The sequence below is a fragment of the Alcanivorax limicola genome, assembly GCF_019931215.1.
Taxonomy (GTDB): Bacteria; Pseudomonadota; Gammaproteobacteria; order Pseudomonadales; family Alcanivoracaceae; genus Isoalcanivorax; species Isoalcanivorax limicola.
In genome coordinates this window covers 226418-241584 of the sequence record NZ_JAIOUB010000003.1, presented here as the reverse complement: position 1 = coordinate 241584, position 15167 = coordinate 226418, and the positions used below count along the sequence as shown (strand labels likewise).

Annotated in this window: 13 protein-coding genes; 6 read left to right on the top strand and 7 right to left on the bottom strand. The window is 61.4% G+C overall.

All coding sequences use genetic code 11. The features are described from left to right. Window positions 1-239: 239 nt before the first annotated feature. The 5 genes from pilB to K8B33_RS11255 are packed head-to-tail and all read left to right on the top strand — an operon-like array spanning window position 240 to window position 4922. A complete protein-coding gene (pilB, locus tag K8B33_RS11275) occupies window positions 240-1943 on the top strand; it encodes a type IV-A pilus assembly ATPase PilB (RefSeq protein WP_317846222.1) in 1704 nt (567 codons plus the stop codon). Between the two features lie 2 nt (window positions 1944-1945). Further along, window positions 1946-3178, top strand: coding sequence for a type II secretion system F family protein (locus tag K8B33_RS11270; protein WP_223426494.1), 1233 nt, complete (start codon window positions 1946-1948; stop codon window positions 3176-3178). A gap of 7 nt (window positions 3179-3185) precedes the next feature. Beyond that, window positions 3186-4058, top strand: coding sequence for a prepilin peptidase (locus K8B33_RS11265; protein ID WP_223426491.1), 873 nt, complete (start codon window positions 3186-3188; stop codon window positions 4056-4058). 22 nt (window positions 4059-4080) lie between these two features. Beyond that, window positions 4081-4683 carry a dephospho-CoA kinase gene (coaE, locus tag K8B33_RS11260; protein WP_223426489.1) on the top strand — a complete coding sequence of 201 codons (603 nt, stop codon included), beginning with the start codon at window positions 4081-4083 and terminating at the stop codon, window positions 4681-4683. Further along, the gene (locus K8B33_RS11255; RefSeq protein WP_223426486.1) at window positions 4680-4922 is read left to right on the top strand and encodes a DNA gyrase inhibitor YacG; all 243 of its coding nucleotides are present in this window, start codon (window positions 4680-4682) and stop codon (window positions 4920-4922) included. Before coaE ends, K8B33_RS11255 begins: the two co-directional genes overlap by 4 nt. Window positions 4923-4943: 21 nt before the next feature. On the opposite strand, the gene K8B33_RS11250 is transcribed toward K8B33_RS11255, so the two are convergent. The 4 genes from K8B33_RS11250 to K8B33_RS11235 all read right to left on the bottom strand — a co-directional run bounded on the left by K8B33_RS11250 (window position 4944) and on the right by K8B33_RS11235 (window position 10984). Then, window positions 4944-5870, bottom strand: coding sequence for a Nudix family hydrolase (locus K8B33_RS11250; RefSeq protein ID WP_223426484.1), 927 nt, complete (start codon window positions 5868-5870; stop codon window positions 4944-4946). A gap of 3 nt (window positions 5871-5873) precedes the next feature. Continuing rightward, window positions 5874-7100: a bifunctional glutamate N-acetyltransferase/amino-acid acetyltransferase ArgJ gene (gene argJ / locus K8B33_RS11245; RefSeq protein WP_223426482.1), complete on the bottom strand. Its 1227-nt coding sequence runs from the start codon at window positions 7098-7100 to the stop codon at window positions 5874-5876. A gap of 3 nt (window positions 7101-7103) precedes the next feature. Further along, window positions 7104-9851: a preprotein translocase subunit SecA gene (secA, locus tag K8B33_RS11240; RefSeq protein WP_223426479.1), complete on the bottom strand. Its 2748-nt coding sequence runs from the start codon at window positions 9849-9851 to the stop codon at window positions 7104-7106. 200 nt (window positions 9852-10051) lie between these two features. Then, complete coding sequence (locus K8B33_RS11235) at window positions 10052-10984, bottom strand: M23 family metallopeptidase (RefSeq protein ID WP_223426476.1); 933 nt, start codon at window positions 10982-10984, stop codon at window positions 10052-10054. Window positions 10985-11093: 109 nt separating this feature from the next. Between K8B33_RS11235 and K8B33_RS11230 the strand changes: the two genes are divergently transcribed. Beyond that, window positions 11094-11522 carry a hypothetical protein gene (locus K8B33_RS11230; protein WP_223426474.1) on the top strand — a complete coding sequence of 143 codons (429 nt, stop codon included), beginning with the start codon at window positions 11094-11096 and terminating at the stop codon, window positions 11520-11522. Window positions 11523-11600: 78 nt separating this feature from the next. On the opposite strand, the gene lpxC is transcribed toward K8B33_RS11230, so the two are convergent. The 3 genes from lpxC to ftsA form a co-directional block, all read right to left on the bottom strand. Then, window positions 11601-12515: a UDP-3-O-acyl-N-acetylglucosamine deacetylase gene (gene lpxC, locus K8B33_RS11225; RefSeq protein ID WP_223426471.1), complete on the bottom strand. Its 915-nt coding sequence runs from the start codon at window positions 12513-12515 to the stop codon at window positions 11601-11603. Window positions 12516-12657: 142 nt separating this feature from the next. After that, entirely contained in the window at window positions 12658-13821 is a 1164-nt protein-coding gene (gene ftsZ, locus K8B33_RS11220; protein ID WP_223426468.1) for a cell division protein FtsZ, read from the bottom strand. A 106-nt stretch (window positions 13822-13927) separates the two neighbouring features. Beyond that, the gene (ftsA, locus tag K8B33_RS11215; protein ID WP_223426466.1) at window positions 13928-15166 is read right to left on the bottom strand and encodes a cell division protein FtsA; all 1239 of its coding nucleotides are present in this window, start codon (window positions 15164-15166) and stop codon (window positions 13928-13930) included. Window position 15167: the final 1 nt, after the last annotated feature.

Genomic DNA, 15167 nt, shown 5'->3' with positions numbered 1-15167 from the left:
ATTCTTTGTAGAACGCTCTTCGCAACAATAATATGAGACCCGCATCACATTTCGGCACCTGCTCATCCTCAGGGCATGACGCGCCGCAGCCCTCGCTTCGCCCCACCGCCTCATAAGAAGGTTGCTGGCAAGCCTCATACTTTATGTGTAGAGTTATTCTGAAGCGAAAAACGTGGCCCCCTGCGGCTCGAACTGACGCAACGAATTCTTATAAATCAATAACCTAAGGCTTGCTCAGCATGTCTACTCCGCTTACCGGCCTGGCGCGGCGCCTGGTCAACGATAATGTGCTGACCGAAGAAAAAGCGCGCAGCGCCCTGGCGGGCGCCCGGCAGGAGAGCGTGCCACTGGTCAGCTTCCTGGTCAGCAAGAACATGGCCCCCGGCAGAGATGTCGCCAGAGTGGTGGCCGAAGAGTTCGGCGATCCGCTGCTGGATCTCTCGGCCTTTAACCCCGAGTTGATGACAAAGGATCTGGTGGATCACAAGCTGATCACCAAGCATCGGGTGTTACCCCTGTTCCGCCGCGGCAGCCGATTGTTTGTTGCTGCCTCCGACCCGACCAATTTGCAGGCACTGGAAGATATCCGCTTCAACACCGGCCTGAATATCGAAACCCTGGTGGTGGAAGACGACAAGCTTGGGCAGTGGATCGATGCCGTCGTCACGGAAGCCGAGGGCGGCGCCTTCAAGGACCTGGATGAGAATCTGGATGATATCGATATCGGCGGCGGTGAAGCGGATGCCAAGCAGGAGGATGCCTCTGCCGGGTCTGATGACGCCCCGATTGTGCGCTTCGTTAACAAGCTGCTGCTGGATGCCATCAAGCTGGGCGCATCGGATCTTCACTTCGAGCCCTATGAGAAGACCTATCGTGTGCGCTTTCGGCAAGACGGCATTCTGCGTGAAGTGGCGAAGCCGCCCGCCGGCAGCGCAGGCAAGATTGCCGCGCGTCTCAAGGTCATGTCGCAGCTCGATATCTCCGAGCGTCGGGTGCCGCAGGATGGCCGTATCAAGCTCAAGATATCCAAGACCCGGGGTATCGACTTCCGGGTGAACACCTGCCCCACCTTGTTCGGGGAGAAAATCGTACTGCGGATTCTGGACGCCGAAAGCGCCAAGATGGGTATCGACGCCCTGGGCTATGAGGACTGGCAGAAGAAGCTGTATATGGATGCCCTGGAAAAGCCTCAGGGCATGATTCTGGTGACCGGCCCCACAGGTTCCGGCAAGACAGTCTCGCTGTACACCGGGGTCAACATCCTCAACACGCCGGAGCGGAACATCTCCACCGCCGAGGATCCGGTGGAGATCAACCTGGAAGGCGTCAACCAGGTCAACGTGAATACCAAGACCGGGATGGATTTCTCTGCGGCGTTGAAAGCGTTCCTGCGCCAGGATCCGGATGTGATCCTGGTGGGGGAGATCCGGGATCTGGAAACCGCCAGCATCGCCGTCAAGGCCGCGCAGACGGGCCACCTTGTGCTCTCGACGCTGCACACCAACAGCGCGCCAGAGACCCTGACCCGTCTGCGCAATATGGGCATTCCATCCTTCAACATCGCCACCTCCGTCATTCTGATCATTGCCCAGCGACTGGCACGACGTCTTTGCGAGCACTGCAAGGAAGCGGTGGACGTCCCGCCCAAGTCGCTGCTTGAACTGGGCTTTACCGAGGAAGACATCGCTACCGGGTTCACGGTTTACGGCCCAAAGGGTTGCGAAAAGTGCAATAACGGTTACAAAGGTCGTCTGGGGGTATATGAAGTGGTGAAGATTACCGACGGTATCGCCCGGATCATCATGGAGGAAGGCAATTCCATTCAGATTGCCGACCAGTGCCGCAAGGAAGGCTTCAATGACCTCACTCGCTCCGGCCTCTTGAAGGTCATGCAGGGTGTTACCAGTCTCGAAGAGATCAACCGTGTTACTTCCGGACACTGAATATGGCGAAGACAGCAGCAGTTAAAACAAAGACAAAAGCGACCTTCACCTATGAAGGGCTGGACCGCAAAGGCAGCAAGGTAAAAGGTGAGGTGTCCTCAACGACCCCCGCCATGGCGCGAGCCGAGCTGCGCAAGCAGGGGATCAACGCCAAGAAAGTCAGGAAAAAAGCCGCTGCACTGAGCTTTATGGGCAAGAAATCCGTAAAGCCCGCGGACATTGCCATCTTCACCCGGCAGCTGGCCACCATGATGAAGGCTGGTGTGCCACTGGTGCAGTCCTTCGAAATTGTGGCGGAAGGGCTCGACAACCCGACCATGCGGGAAGTCGTGATGAAGATAAAAACCGATGTGGAGAGCGGCACCAACTTTGCCAATGCACTCAGGAATCAGCCCAAGTACTTTGATGACCTCTACTGCAGCCTGGTAGAGGCCGGTGAGCAGTCCGGTGCGCTGGAAACCATGCTCGACCGGGTAGCGCTCTACAAGGAAAAAAGTGAAGCGCTCAAGGCCAAGATCAAAAAGGCCATGAAGTATCCGGCCACCGTCATGGTGGTGGCGGGTGTCGTGACAGCCATCCTGTTGATCAAGGTGGTGCCGACATTTGAAGAGCTGTTCCAGGGCTTTGGTGCGGAGCTGCCGGCCATGACGCAGTTCGTGATCAATCTGTCCCAGGGCATGCAGGCCAACGGCTTCTACATTCTTGTGGCCATTGTGGGCACCATCACCGGGCTGGTTCAGGCAAAACGACGATCGCAGGCGTTTTCCGATATGCTGGACCGGCTGGCCTTGAAGCTGCCGGTCGCCGGAGACATCATTTTCAAGGCCACCATCGCGCGTTATGCACGTACGCTGTCCACCACCTTTGCAGCGGGTGTGCCGCTGATCGATGCACTGGACGCCTGTGCCGGCGCCACCGGGAATGCGGTCTATCGCAATGCGGTGTACAAGATCAAGGATGATGTCTCGACAGGCCAGCAGTTGCAGTTCGCCATGCGCAGCACCGGTGTTTTCCCGAGCATGGCGCTACAGATGACCGCCATTGGCGAGGAATCCGGCTCCCTGGATGCCATGCTCTCCAAAGTGGCGCAGTATTACGAAGACGAAGTGGATAACGCCGTGGATGGCCTGACCAGTATGATGGAACCGCTCATCATGAGTTTCCTTGGCGTGGTCGTCGGCGGCCTGATCGTCGCCATGTACCTGCCCATCTTCCAGCTCGGCAGCCTTATGTGATCCGGTTATGACTCTGTTTGAATTGCTTTCCCACAGCCCGGCGGCACTCGTCGGGCTGGTTTTTATCGTCGGGCTGCTGATCGGCAGTTTTCTCAACGTGGTCATCTATCGTTTACCGAAGATGATGGAGCAAGCCTGGCAGCAGGAAGCCAGGTCGATGCTTGCGCTGCCTGAAGAGCCCCCTGCTACACACTTCAATCTGGTGGCCCCCCGCTCCGCCTGCCCCCATTGCGGCCACCAGATTCGCTGGTATGAAAACATCCCGGTGGTCAGCTGGCTTGCCCTGCGCGGCAAATGCAGTGCCTGCGGTGGCAAGATTGCCGTGCGTTATCCGCTGGTGGAGTTGGCCACGGCGTTGATCAGCGCGCTAGCCGCCTGGCATTTCGGTTACGGCCCGTGGTTGCTGGCGGTGCTGTTCGCCTGCTGGGCGCTGGTGGCACTGGCGATGATCGACTTCGATACCACCTTGTTGCCGGACAGCATCACTTACCCGCTGCTCTGGGTCGGCCTGATGGCGGCCTGGGCAGGCATTTCACCGGTCTCGTTGCAAGATGCGGTGATGGGGGCCGCAGCGGGCTATCTGGCGCTGTGGAGCGTGTACTGGGCCTTCAAGCTGCTGACCGGCAAGGAAGGCATGGGCTATGGCGATTTCAAATTGCTGGCCACGCTGGGGGCCTGGTTGGGGTGGCAGCTGTTGCCGCTGGTGATCCTGTTGTCGTCGGTCGTCGGTGCTGTGGTGGGCGGGCTGTTGCTGGCCACTGGCGGGGTAAAGCGGGACCAGGGGATTCCCTTCGGCCCGTATCTGGCGGGCGCCGGGTTGATCGCCCTGCTGTGGGGGCAGGCGATCGTGGACACCTATCTCGGCATGATGCAATTCTGACGCACTTTTCTGGGGAACAGGCATGTTTGTCGTGGGACTGACCGGCGGTATCGGCAGTGGCAAGACCGCTGCGTCGGATTACCTCGCGGAGAAAGGCATCGTTGTCGTCGACGCGGATCTGGCGTCACGGGTGGTGGTCGAGCCCGGCCAGCCGGCGCTGGACGAAATCGAGGCCCGCTTTGGCAGCAGCGTTATTGCTGCGGACGGTACACTGGATCGCCGCGCCCTGCGTGAGCGAGTGTTTGCTGACCCGGAAGAGCGCAAGGCGCTTGAAGCCATCACCCACCCGGCTATCGGTGCGGAAATCATGCGCCAGTTACAAGCAGCCCGCTCGCCCTACACGGTGCTGGTTTCGCCGCTACTGCTGGAAACCAGCCAGCACAAGATGGCGCAACGCATCCTGCTGGTGGACGTGCCGGAGGCGCTGCAGATCGCACGCACGACGGCGCGGGATACGGTGGCCGCCGAACAGGTAGAAGCGATCATGGCGGCGCAGATGCCGCGCGCAGAAAAACTGGCCCGGGCCGATGATGTGGTGGTCAACGATGGCGATCTCTCGCACTTGCACGCGCAGCTGGATACACTGCACGCGCAATACCTCGCCATGACGACAGGCCAGCAATGACAAACAAGACATCACCGGCTCAGCCCCCCGCCGACAATACCGCCCGCGTTTACCCCTGCCCGCAATGCAAGAAGCTGACCCAGTGGCGCAGCGACAATCCCTGGCGGCCATTCTGTTCCGAGCGCTGCAAACTGATCGACCTGGGCGACTGGGCCTCAGAGCGCCACGCCATTCCCGGTGACCCGGACAGCATCGATGGCATGGAAGGCATGGACGAGTTCAACGACCCCGACGCCTGACGCGCGCGCCGCACCAAACGACTATTCACTCGGCCAGAAAGCACGGATGCCGGCAATGCCCCGGGCGCCGTGCTGACGCGCCGTATCCAGATCGTTCGCCCCCACCCCGCCCAGGGCATACACCGCACAGGCCCGGCCCTCGGCCAACTGACGCAAGGCATCCCAGCCCAGAGCCGGTGCATCAGGGTGCGTGGGGGTGGGCAGCACGGGGGACAACAGGGCCAGATCAACCCCCAACTGCTCAGCGTGCGCCAGCTCGGCAGCGTTGTGGCAGGCCATGGACACCAGCGGGCTGTCCGGGCGGTGGTCAAGACGCATCCCCGTCTGGCTTCGCAAATGCACCCCATCCGCCCCCACAGCCTGCGCCAGCGGGACTGAATCAGCCACCAGCGCCCTGGCACCGCCCGCATGGCAGGCGGCAACCAGACGCCGTAGCAGAGGCTCATCGGTAATCCCGCGCAGGTAGACGAGCTCGATGCCGCTGGCGAGGGCGCTGGCAAGCTGCTGCGGCCAGGCCGGGGGCAGCGGGTCCGGCAGTATCAGCAGGCGATCAGGCAGCGCCAGCGCACTCACCACCGGGCGATTGGCTTCCGGGAAGGTCAACTCGGCCAGCTGCGACGGGGCGAACCAGTGCACCGGCTGCCCTTCCCTGCCATGGGGCACGCCGGTAAAGGCCGTGACTTCGCGGAAGCACAGGCGCACGGACAGTTCAGGGTAATCATGCTCGATGGTCATGAAGGGGCGGCAGGCCGTCACGCGCAGGCCCAGCTCTTCCTCCAGCTCGCGGGCCAGCGCGGCGTCGAGGGTCTCGCCGGGCTCGACCTTGCCGCCGGGGAATTCCCAGCGGCCGCCCTGGTGCTTGTGGGCGGGGCGCTGACTCAGCAGGATGCTGCCATCGTCCGGGTGACGGATGATGGCAGCAACAACCAGAAGCGCGTCAGAAGGCATCGATCAGGTGCGGTATTCGGCGTTGATCTTGACGTAGTCGTAGCTGAAATCGCAGGTCCAGACGGTCGCCTCGCCGGCGCCCTCGCCCAGACGGATGCGAATGGCGATATCGCCCTGGGCCATGACGGCCGCGCCACGGGCTTCCGCGTAATCCGGTGCCACGCCGCCTGCGGCAACGATCTGCACGTTATCCAGCCAGATATCCACCTTGTCCACGTCCAGCGCCTCGATCGGCGCACGGCCCACAGCGGCCAGAATACGGCCCCAGTTCGGGTCGGAGGCGAACAGGGCGGTTTTCACCAGTGGGGAGTGGGCCACCGTTTCGGCCACCGCTTTCGCGTCGGCAGGGCTGGCGGCACCGGTCACCTCGATCTCGACAAATTTGGTCGCGCCTTCACCATCCCGGACGATGCCCTGAGCCAGTTCCACAAACACCTGCTCCAGCCCGTGGTACAGGGCGCGGGCATCTGCATCGTCGGCGTCGACAAGCTCAGGCATGTCCGCCTGGCCGGTGGCCACCAGCATGCAGGCGTCATTGGTGGAGGTGTCGCCATCAATGGTAATGCGGTTGAAGGAGCGATCCGCCAGCTGCTGCACCCACTGCGCCAGCAGCGGCTGGGCCACCGGTGCATCAGTGGCGATAAACCCCAGCATGGTCGCCATGTTCGGCTTGATCATGCCGGCGCCCTTGGCCATGCCGGTGATGGTGATCTCGGTAGTACCCAGCATCAGGCGACGGGTCGCCACCTTGGGCCGGGTATCCGTGGTCATGATGCCTTCGGCGGCCACGCCCCAGGCGTGCTCATCCAGGCTGGCCAGCGCCGCCGGGATGCCGCGTTCGAACGGCGGCAGGGTAAACAGCTCGCCGATGACACCGGTGGAAAACGGCAGCACCTGCTCAGGACGGCAACCGGCCTCGCTGGCCAGCAATGCACAGGTGGCCAGTGCCCGGGCATGGCCCTCTTTGCCGGTGCCGGCATTGGCATAACCGGTGTTGATCAGCAGATAACGCGGCGCGCCCTGCGTCAGGTGCGCCTTCGCGATCTGTACCGGCGCGGCGCAAAAACGGTTGAGGGTAAACACCCCTGCCGTACGGCTGCCTTCCGCCAGCGCCAGTATCACCAGATCACGCCGGTCGGGTTTCTTGACCCCCGCCGCGACGGCAGCAAGGCGCACGCCGGGTACAGGGAACCACTGGGCGTTACCGGCGCGTTGCGTCTCTGCGTTCATCGATCAGGAATCCAGTTTGCCGTGGCAATGTTTGTATTTCTTGCCGGAACCACACCAACACGGGTCGTTACGGCCCAGCTTCGGCCCTTCGCGCACGAAGGGTTGTGCGCCAGCCTGCTGTGGCTGCGCGGCACCCCGGGCACCGCCAACGCGCTCGCGGGGCACACCACGGGTTCCCGGCTCCAGCTGCTCGGTGCGCATCTGTTCGGCCTGTTTGCGGGCTTCCTCCGCACGCTGTTGTTCCAGACGTTCCACCGCATCATCACGGCGCAGCTCCAGGGTGCTCAGCACGCGCACCAGTTCGTGCTGGATTTGCTGCATCATGGTCTGGAACAGGTCAAACGCCTCGCGCTTGTATTCCTGCTTCGGATTTTTCTGGGCATAGCCGCGCAGGTGAATGCCCTGACGCAGGTGATCCATGCTCGCCAGATGTTCTTTCCAGTGCCGGTCGAGGACTTGCAGCATCAGATGCTTTTCCACGCGACGCAGGTCCACACCAAGCTGGCTGACCTCTTCTTCCTTGCGGGCGTAGTTCGCTTCCATGGTGCTGATGACGCGCTCTGCGACACCTTCGATGTGCAGGCTGCTGTCCTGTTCCAGCCAGACGCGTATCGGCGCCTTGATCTGGTACTCGGCATCCAGCGTGCGCTCCAGCGCCTCCACATCCCACTGGTCTTCAATGGAACCCGGCGGCATGTAGGTGTGCACCACTTCTGTCATCACGTCGCGGCGGATACCACGCACGCTTTCTGACAAATCGGAGGACGCCAGGATTTCGTCCCGCTGTGTGTAGATCACGCGCCGCTGGTCGTTGGCCACGTCATCGTATTCCAGCAGGTTCTTGCGGATATCGAAGTTGCGGCCTTCCACCTTGCGCTGGGCGTTTTCAATCGCTTTGGTGACCCAGCGGTGTTCGATGGCTTCGCCTTTCTCCAGACCCAGGCTGCGCATCAGGTTACGGATGCGATCCGAGGCAAAGATGCGCATCAGGTCGTCTTCCATGGACAGGAAGAAGCGCGTGTCGCCGGGGTCGCCCTGGCGGCCGGCGCGGCCACGCAGCTGATTGTCGATGCGACGGGATTCGTGCCGTTCGGTGCCGACAATATGCAGGCCGCCGGCGTCGAGCACTTTCTGATGATCCCGTTTCCACTGGTCGCGCACGGCCTGGATTTCGGCGTCGGTCGGGTCTACCAGATTGGCCACGGCCACATCCGGGTTGCCGCCCAGCACAATATCCGTACCCCGGCCCGCCATATTGGTGGCGATGGTCACCGCACCAGGCTGGCCTGCCTGGGCAATGATCTCAGCTTCCTTGCGGTGGAACTTGGCGTTGAGGACCTGATGCTTGATGCCCGCCTTGTCCAGTCGCTGGGACAGGTATTCGGAGGCCGAGATGGTCGCGGTACCCACCAGCACGGGGGCGCCCTTTTCCACTGCGGCACGCACAGCTTCGATAATCGCGTCGTACTTTTCTTCCAGTGACAGGTACACCAGATCGTCGGCATCCACGCGCACCATGGGGCGGTGGGTCGGCACGACCACCACATCCAGGCCATAGATTTGCCGAAACTCCGGTGCTTCGGTATCCGCTGTACCGGTCATGCCGGAAAGCTTGTTATAGATACGGAAGTAATTCTGGAAGGTGGTGGACGCCAGCGTCTGGTTTTCCTGCTGGATCTGCATGCCTTCTTTGGCTTCCACCGCCTGGTGGATGCCCTCGGACCAGCGGCGCCCCGGCATGGTACGGCCGGTGTGCTCATCCACGATCACGATCTGGTCATTCTGGACGATGTAATCCTTGTCGCGACGGAACAGGACGTGGGCTTTCAAACCGGCGTGCACGTGGTGCAGCAAACCCAGGCTCTGGGCGGAATACAGGCTGTCGCCCTCTTCCAGCAGCCCGGCGTCAGTCAGCAGTTTTTCCACGCGCTGATGGCCCTGTTCGGTGAGTTCCACCTGGCGATTCTTTTCATCCAGTGTGTAATCGCCCTCTACCTCTTCGCTGGGCGGGGTCAGGCGGGGAATCAGCGTATTGATCTTCTTGTACAGCTCAGAGCTGTCAGAGGACGGGCCGGAAATGATCAGCGGCGTGCGCGCCTCATCGATCAGGATGGAATCCACCTCATCGACAATGGCGTAATTCAGCCCGCGCTGGACCCGATCTTCCAGACGGAAGGCCATGTTGTCGCGCAGGTAGTCAAAACCGAATTCGTTGTTGGTGCCGTAGGTAATATCGGCGGCGTAGGCGGCTTTCTTGTCTTCCGGCGGCTGCTGGGAAAGCGCAATGCCCACCTTCAGGCCCAGGAATTCATACAGGGGCCGCATCCAGTTGGCGTCCCGCTCGGCCAGATAATCATTCACCGTGACCACGTGCACGCCATCCCCGGACAGCGCGTTCAGATACGCCGGCAACGTCGCCGTGAGGGTCTTGCCCTCACCAGTGCGCATCTCGGCAATGCGGCCTTCGTGCAGGGCGATACCGCCCACCAGCTGCACATCGAAGTGGCGCATGCCCATAACACGGGTGGCAGCTTCTCGCACCACCGCAAAAGCCTCGGGCAGCAACTCGTCCAGCGACCGGCCATCGGCATAGGCCTGCCTGAGCGTGACCGTGCGGGCCTTGAGCGCCGCATCGTCCAGGGCCGCGATCTCCTCGCCGAGCAGGTTCACCTCCCCGACGATGCGCTGCATGCGTTTGACTTCACGTTCGTTCTTGCTACCGAAGATCTTTTTGGCTATGGCTGAGAGCATGAAACTTCCGGTGTCTGATCAGTGATTGAAATACGCGAGCGCCATTCTACCCGTTCAGGCCGGATAAGACAGGGGGAACGCACGGCTTCGGGGGGTCTTGCTGCCCCATCTATACCAGATGGGGCCTCGGGGGCGCAGATCAAGGCCTGGCAGCTCAGCGGCATCGACGCCGGGAAAAAAGTGCTTCTGCGGCGTCCGGGTCAGTCCCGGGCGCGCGCCACGTAAGGCGTGGGGTCCACCTGCCGGCCGTTCTTGAGGACTTCGTAGTGCACGTGGGGCCCGGTGGAGCGCCCTGTCGTGCCGACCAGCGCGATGACATCGCCCGCCCGGACGATATCGCCCGCCTCGATCAGAATTTCTTTCATGTGTGCATAACGGGTCGACAACCCGTTGCCATGATTCACTTCCACCAGATTGCCGTAACCCCAGCGGGTGCCAGCAAAGGTCACCACGCCAGCACCAGTGGCGATCACGTCAGATCCTTCCTTGGCAGCAAAATCAACGCCCCGGTGCATGGTCAGGCGGCCACTGAACGGGTCGGTACGCTGGCCGAAACGGGACGACAGCCAGCCCCGGCGAATCGGGCGGCCAGACAGTTCTGTCTTGGAGGCGGTGCGGCGGGAATCCATCAGGCGTTCAAGAATCGTCAGCTGCTGCTCGCGGCGATCCAGTGTCACGGCCAGATCGGTGAGCGCATCGGTAAAGGAGGGTGCCGTGTAGGCGAGTGAGCCTTCATCCGGCAGCTCCGGGCCACCAATCGCCATGGGGGCGCTGAAATCGAATTCATCGGAGGGAATGCCGGCGATATCCACCAACCGTTCACCCAGCGCATCCAGCCGCACCAGCCGCGCCTGCATTTCGGCCAGGCGGATGGTCAGCGCGCGCAGCTCTTCATCTGTGCGGTTGTTGAGCTGGCCCAGGGTCTGGCGCTGATTCTCCAGTTCCCCCTGCCAGCGGGCAGTCATATTCTGATCCAGCACCGGATCGCCCCAGTGATACATGGCATAGTAAGCACCGGTTCCGACCAATGCTGGCACCAACAGCAGCACCCCCACGAGCATCAAGGGGACGAATCGGGGCAGTCGCAGCGCGCGCGACTGGTGGCCTCGGCTGTTGAGCACTATGATGTTCATGGGTTTGGCATCTCTCAGTAAATGAGCTTCATTTCTATATATATCAGAGAGTTATAGGTCTTTTTAAAAGTATTTCTTATTTGTAGTGTGGTTATACTAGGAAAATATCATGGCTAAGGCAATTGGCCCAAAATCCATAGACCTGCTACTGGGTGGCGATCAACTCCGCCCCCTGAGCCGTCAGGCCCGTGATTACAAGGGGCCGAGCCGTATCGAAAGCAGCAGCCTGCCGCCTGCACTAGCGTCCCGGGTTACCCTGCTGCGAGAGGAAGACACCCTGCTATTGCTGGCTGAAAACAACGCCGTCGCCCAGTTGCTGCGTTTTCACGCCCCCAATCTGGCCCGCGAGCAGGGCCTGAAAGACTGGAAAGTGCAGGTCAGCCGCGTTGCCCTGCCGGTCACTGTCGGCCCCGCGGAGAGCCTGCTGACACCGCCACGCCTGTCGGCCAATGCGCCCGCCTGTCTGAATGAAGCCGCAGACGCCATCACCGACCCGGACCTCAAGGCCGCGCTACGCCGCCTCGCCAGTCGTACATAAAGCCATCTGTACATAAAGAAAGGCCCGGCGGGAGACCGGGCCTTTCGGTTCGACAACACTAATGTGGTCACACTGAGGTTATTCGCCTGTCAGCACCGGCTTCATATAGGAAATCGGAGCAGTCGCTTCATCCTCGAATGTCACCAGCTCCCAGGCATCCTCTTCCTGGAGCAGTTTACGCAACAACTGATTGTTCAATGCATGGCCGGACTTGTGACCGATGAACTCGCCAATCAGGCTGTGGCCAAGCAGGTACAGATCACCAATCGCATCCAGCATCTTGTGTTTGACGAACTCATCCTCGTAGCGCAACCCGTCTTCATTAAGAATCCGGAAATCGTCCACGACGATGGCGTTGTCCACACTGCCACCCAGGGCCAGGTTCTGCGACCGCAGATATTCGATATCCCGCATGAACCCGAATGTCCGGGCCCGTGCCACTTCCTTCACGAAGGACGTGGAGGAGAAATCGATACTGGCGGTCTGCGTACGCCCTTCAAACACCGGATGGTCGAACTCGATGCTGAAGGTCACCTTGAAGCCATTGAACGGCACAAAGACAGCAGACTTGTCGCCTTCTTCCAGCCGCACTTCCCGCTTGATGCGAATGAACTTCTTCGCAGCAGGTTGCTCTTCGATACCCGCGGATTGCAGCAGGAACACAAACGGTCCCGCGCTGCCGTCCATGATCGGGACTTCCGGGGCGGACAATTCCACGTAGGCATTGTCGATCCCCAGACCGGCCATGGCCGAGAGCAGATGCTCTACGGTGCCGACCTTCACACCATCCTGCACCAGCGTGGAGGACAGGGTAGTTTCCCCGACACTCTCCGCTGTGGCCTTGATCTCCACCACCGGGTCCAGATCCACCCGTCGGAAGATGATCCCGGAGTCCACCGGCGCAGGCCGGACAGTGAGATACACCTTGTCGCCGGTGTGCAGTCCGATGCCTGTGGCCCGGATGACGTTCTTGAGCGTGCGCTGTCTGATCATCGATCCTGTCGCTATCTTGTCGGTATCACTCAGGATACCGCATGCTGAACACAAAAACAGGGGGCGGATGCTAGCATGATCCGCGCGGCCTGTACCATTGGCTCCGGTGCCGCTTGTCGGCGTAACCGGACGTCCGGTTCGTTCAGTCCGCCTGACGACGCAGGAAGGTCGGGATATCAATGAAATCCAGATCTTCCGAGGCGCTTACAGCGGCCTGGGCATTGCGACGTGTCTCGCTCTGAGGCCGGCTGCGGCCAAAGGCGGGGCGATCCAGGGCCTCGTAATCCGGCCGACCGTCCGCACGCACCGGGGTTTGATTGCCCCGCACCACCTTAAGTTCCTGGGCTGCGCCGCCCAGTCCGGTGGCCACCACGGTCACGGTCAGCTCGTCGCCCATATCCGGATCGATAGCGGTGCCGATGATGACATTGGCGTCGTCGGAGGCCAGTTCCTGGATGGTGTCACCCACTGCGGTGAACTCCTGCAGAGAGATGGACTCGCTGGCGGTGATGTTGATCAGGATGCCGCGTGCGCCATGCAGATCCACATCTTCCAGCAGCGGGCTGGAGATCGCCGCGGTCGCTGCCGCTTCCGCCCGACCTTCACCGATGGCGCTGCCGGTGCCCATCATGGCCATGCCCATCTCGCTCATCACCGTGCGCACGTCAGCGAAATCGACGTTGATCATGCCCGGCTTGACGATCAGATCGGCAATCCCTTTCACCGCGCCCAGCAGCACGTCGTTGGCTGCCTTGAAGGCATCCAGCAGGCTTGTGGAGCCGCCCAGTACCGCTTGCAGTTTCTCGTTGGGAATGGTGATCAACGAATCCACATGCTCACGCAGTGCCTCGATGCCCTGTTCCGCCACTTTCATGCGCTTGCGGCCTTCGAACGGGAATGGCTTGGTCACTACCGCCACCGTCAGGATACCCATTTCCCGGGCTACTTCTGCCACGATGGGTGCCGCACCGGTACCGGTGCCGCCGCCCATGCCGGCCGTGACGAAGACCATGTCCGCACCTTCCAGCAGTTCGGCCAGACGCTCGCGGTCTTCGATCGCGGACTGGCGACCCACATCCGGATTGGCACCGGCGCCCAGACCTTTAGTGACCTGGTTGCCGAGTTGAATAACAGTTCGTGCCGAGGCGTTACGCAGCGCCTGGGCATCGGTATTGGCGCAGATGAATTCCACACCGTCCACGTTGGAGCGCACCATGTGGTCCACGGCATTGCCGCCGCCACCGCCTACGCCCACCACCTTGATCACCGCACCATGAGGTACGCTATCTTCGAGTTTGAATTGCATGATGGATCTCCCGGTTTTGCTTCCCTGTGTTGTCGAACTGCCCCGGCGCGGCACCTGCCCCGCCGGGAACCCTGTGCCGGTGACCCACCTGGATCACCGGAAAATACTAGAAATTGCCTTTGAACCAGCTCTTGAAGCGCTCGATCCAGTCCACCGAACCGCCACCTGCCTCGCGACGCGCCGAGCGGCCCTCCGCCTCAATGCGCTGCCCGTAGAGCAGCAGGCCCACCGCTGTGGAATAAATCGGGTTGCGCACCACATCGGTCAGCCCGGCGACGCCCTGCGGCAGGCCCAGCCGCACCGGCATGTGAAAGATTTCTTCAGCAAGGTCCACGGCGCCTTCGATACGCGATGATCCGCCTGTCAGCACCACGCCGCCGGGAATCAGATCCTCGAAACCGCTGCGGCGCAGCTCCGCCTGGATCAGGGTGAACAACTCGTCGTAACGCGGCTCCACCACTTCGGCCAGGTTCTGGCGGCTGAGCGTGCGCGGCGGGCGATCGCCCACTGACGGCACCTGAATGGTTTCGTCTGCGCCCGCCAACTGGGTCAGCGCGCAGGCATACTTGATCTTGATTTCGTCGGCGTGCTGTTTCGGCGTCCGCAACGCCATCGCGATGTCGTTGGTCACCTGGTCACCGGCAATAGGGATGTTTGCGGTGTGCCGGATCGCGCCTTCGGTGAAGATCGCGATATCCGTGGTCCCGCCACCGATGTCCACCATGCACACACCCAGCTCGCGCTCGTCTTCGGTCAGCACCGCATAGCTGGAGGCCAACTGCTCGAGAATGATGTCTTCCACTTCCAGGCCGCAGCGGCGCACACACTTCTCGATGTTCTGGGCCGCGTTCACGGCGCAGGTCACCAGGTGCACCTTGGCTTCCAGGCGCACCCCGCTCATGCCCACCGGCTCGCGCACGCCTTCCTGGTTGTCCACCACGTATTCCTGCGGCAGCACATGCAGGGTTTTCTGGTCCGCCGGGATCGCGACCGCCTGTGCGGCGTCGATCACTCGGTCGATATCCGCCAGCAACACTTCACGATCACGAATCGCGACAATGCCGTGGCTGTTGAGGCTGCGCACGTGGCTGCCGGCAATGCCCGCATACACAGAGTGGATCTGGCAGCCCGCCATCAGCTCCGCCTCTTCCACGGCACGCTGAATCGAGCGCACCGTGGCTTCGATATCCACGACGACACCTTTCTTCATGCCTTTCGAGGGCTGTGAGCCGATACCGATAACCTCCATGGTGCCGTCGACATTTACCTGCCCGACAATGGCCACCACTTTCGAGGTACCTATATCCAGACCAACGATCATCCGGTCCTGTGCTGAATTCGCCATG

Coding starts and splice junctions, on each gene's coding strand:
- pilB (WP_317846222.1), top strand. CDS start 240: ATGTCTACTCCGCTTACCGGCCTGGCGCGGCGCCTGGTCAACGATAAT.
- K8B33_RS11230 (WP_223426474.1), top strand. CDS start 11,094: ATGGCTAAGGCAATTGGCCCAAAATCCATAGACCTGCTACTGGGTGGC.
- K8B33_RS11265 (WP_223426491.1), top strand. CDS start 3,186: ATGACTCTGTTTGAATTGCTTTCCCACAGCCCGGCGGCACTCGTCGGG.
- ftsA (WP_223426466.1), bottom strand. CDS start 15,166: ATGGCGAATTCAGCACAGGACCGGATGATCGTTGGTCTGGATATAGGT.
- coaE (WP_223426489.1), top strand. CDS start 4,081: ATGTTTGTCGTGGGACTGACCGGCGGTATCGGCAGTGGCAAGACCGCT.
- K8B33_RS11255 (WP_223426486.1), top strand. CDS start 4,680: ATGACAAACAAGACATCACCGGCTCAGCCCCCCGCCGACAATACCGCC.
- argJ (WP_223426482.1), bottom strand. CDS start 7,100: ATGAACGCAGAGACGCAACGCGCCGGTAACGCCCAGTGGTTCCCTGTA.
- K8B33_RS11270 (WP_223426494.1), top strand. CDS start 1,946: ATGGCGAAGACAGCAGCAGTTAAAACAAAGACAAAAGCGACCTTCACC.
- lpxC (WP_223426471.1), bottom strand. CDS start 12,515: ATGATCAGACAGCGCACGCTCAAGAACGTCATCCGGGCCACAGGCATC.
- K8B33_RS11235 (WP_223426476.1), bottom strand. CDS start 10,984: ATGAACATCATAGTGCTCAACAGCCGAGGCCACCAGTCGCGCGCGCTG.
- secA (WP_223426479.1), bottom strand. CDS start 9,851: ATGCTCTCAGCCATAGCCAAAAAGATCTTCGGTAGCAAGAACGAACGT.
- K8B33_RS11250 (WP_223426484.1), bottom strand. CDS start 5,870: ATGCCTTCTGACGCGCTTCTGGTTGTTGCTGCCATCATCCGTCACCCG.
- ftsZ (WP_223426468.1), bottom strand. CDS start 13,821: ATGCAATTCAAACTCGAAGATAGCGTACCTCATGGTGCGGTGATCAAG.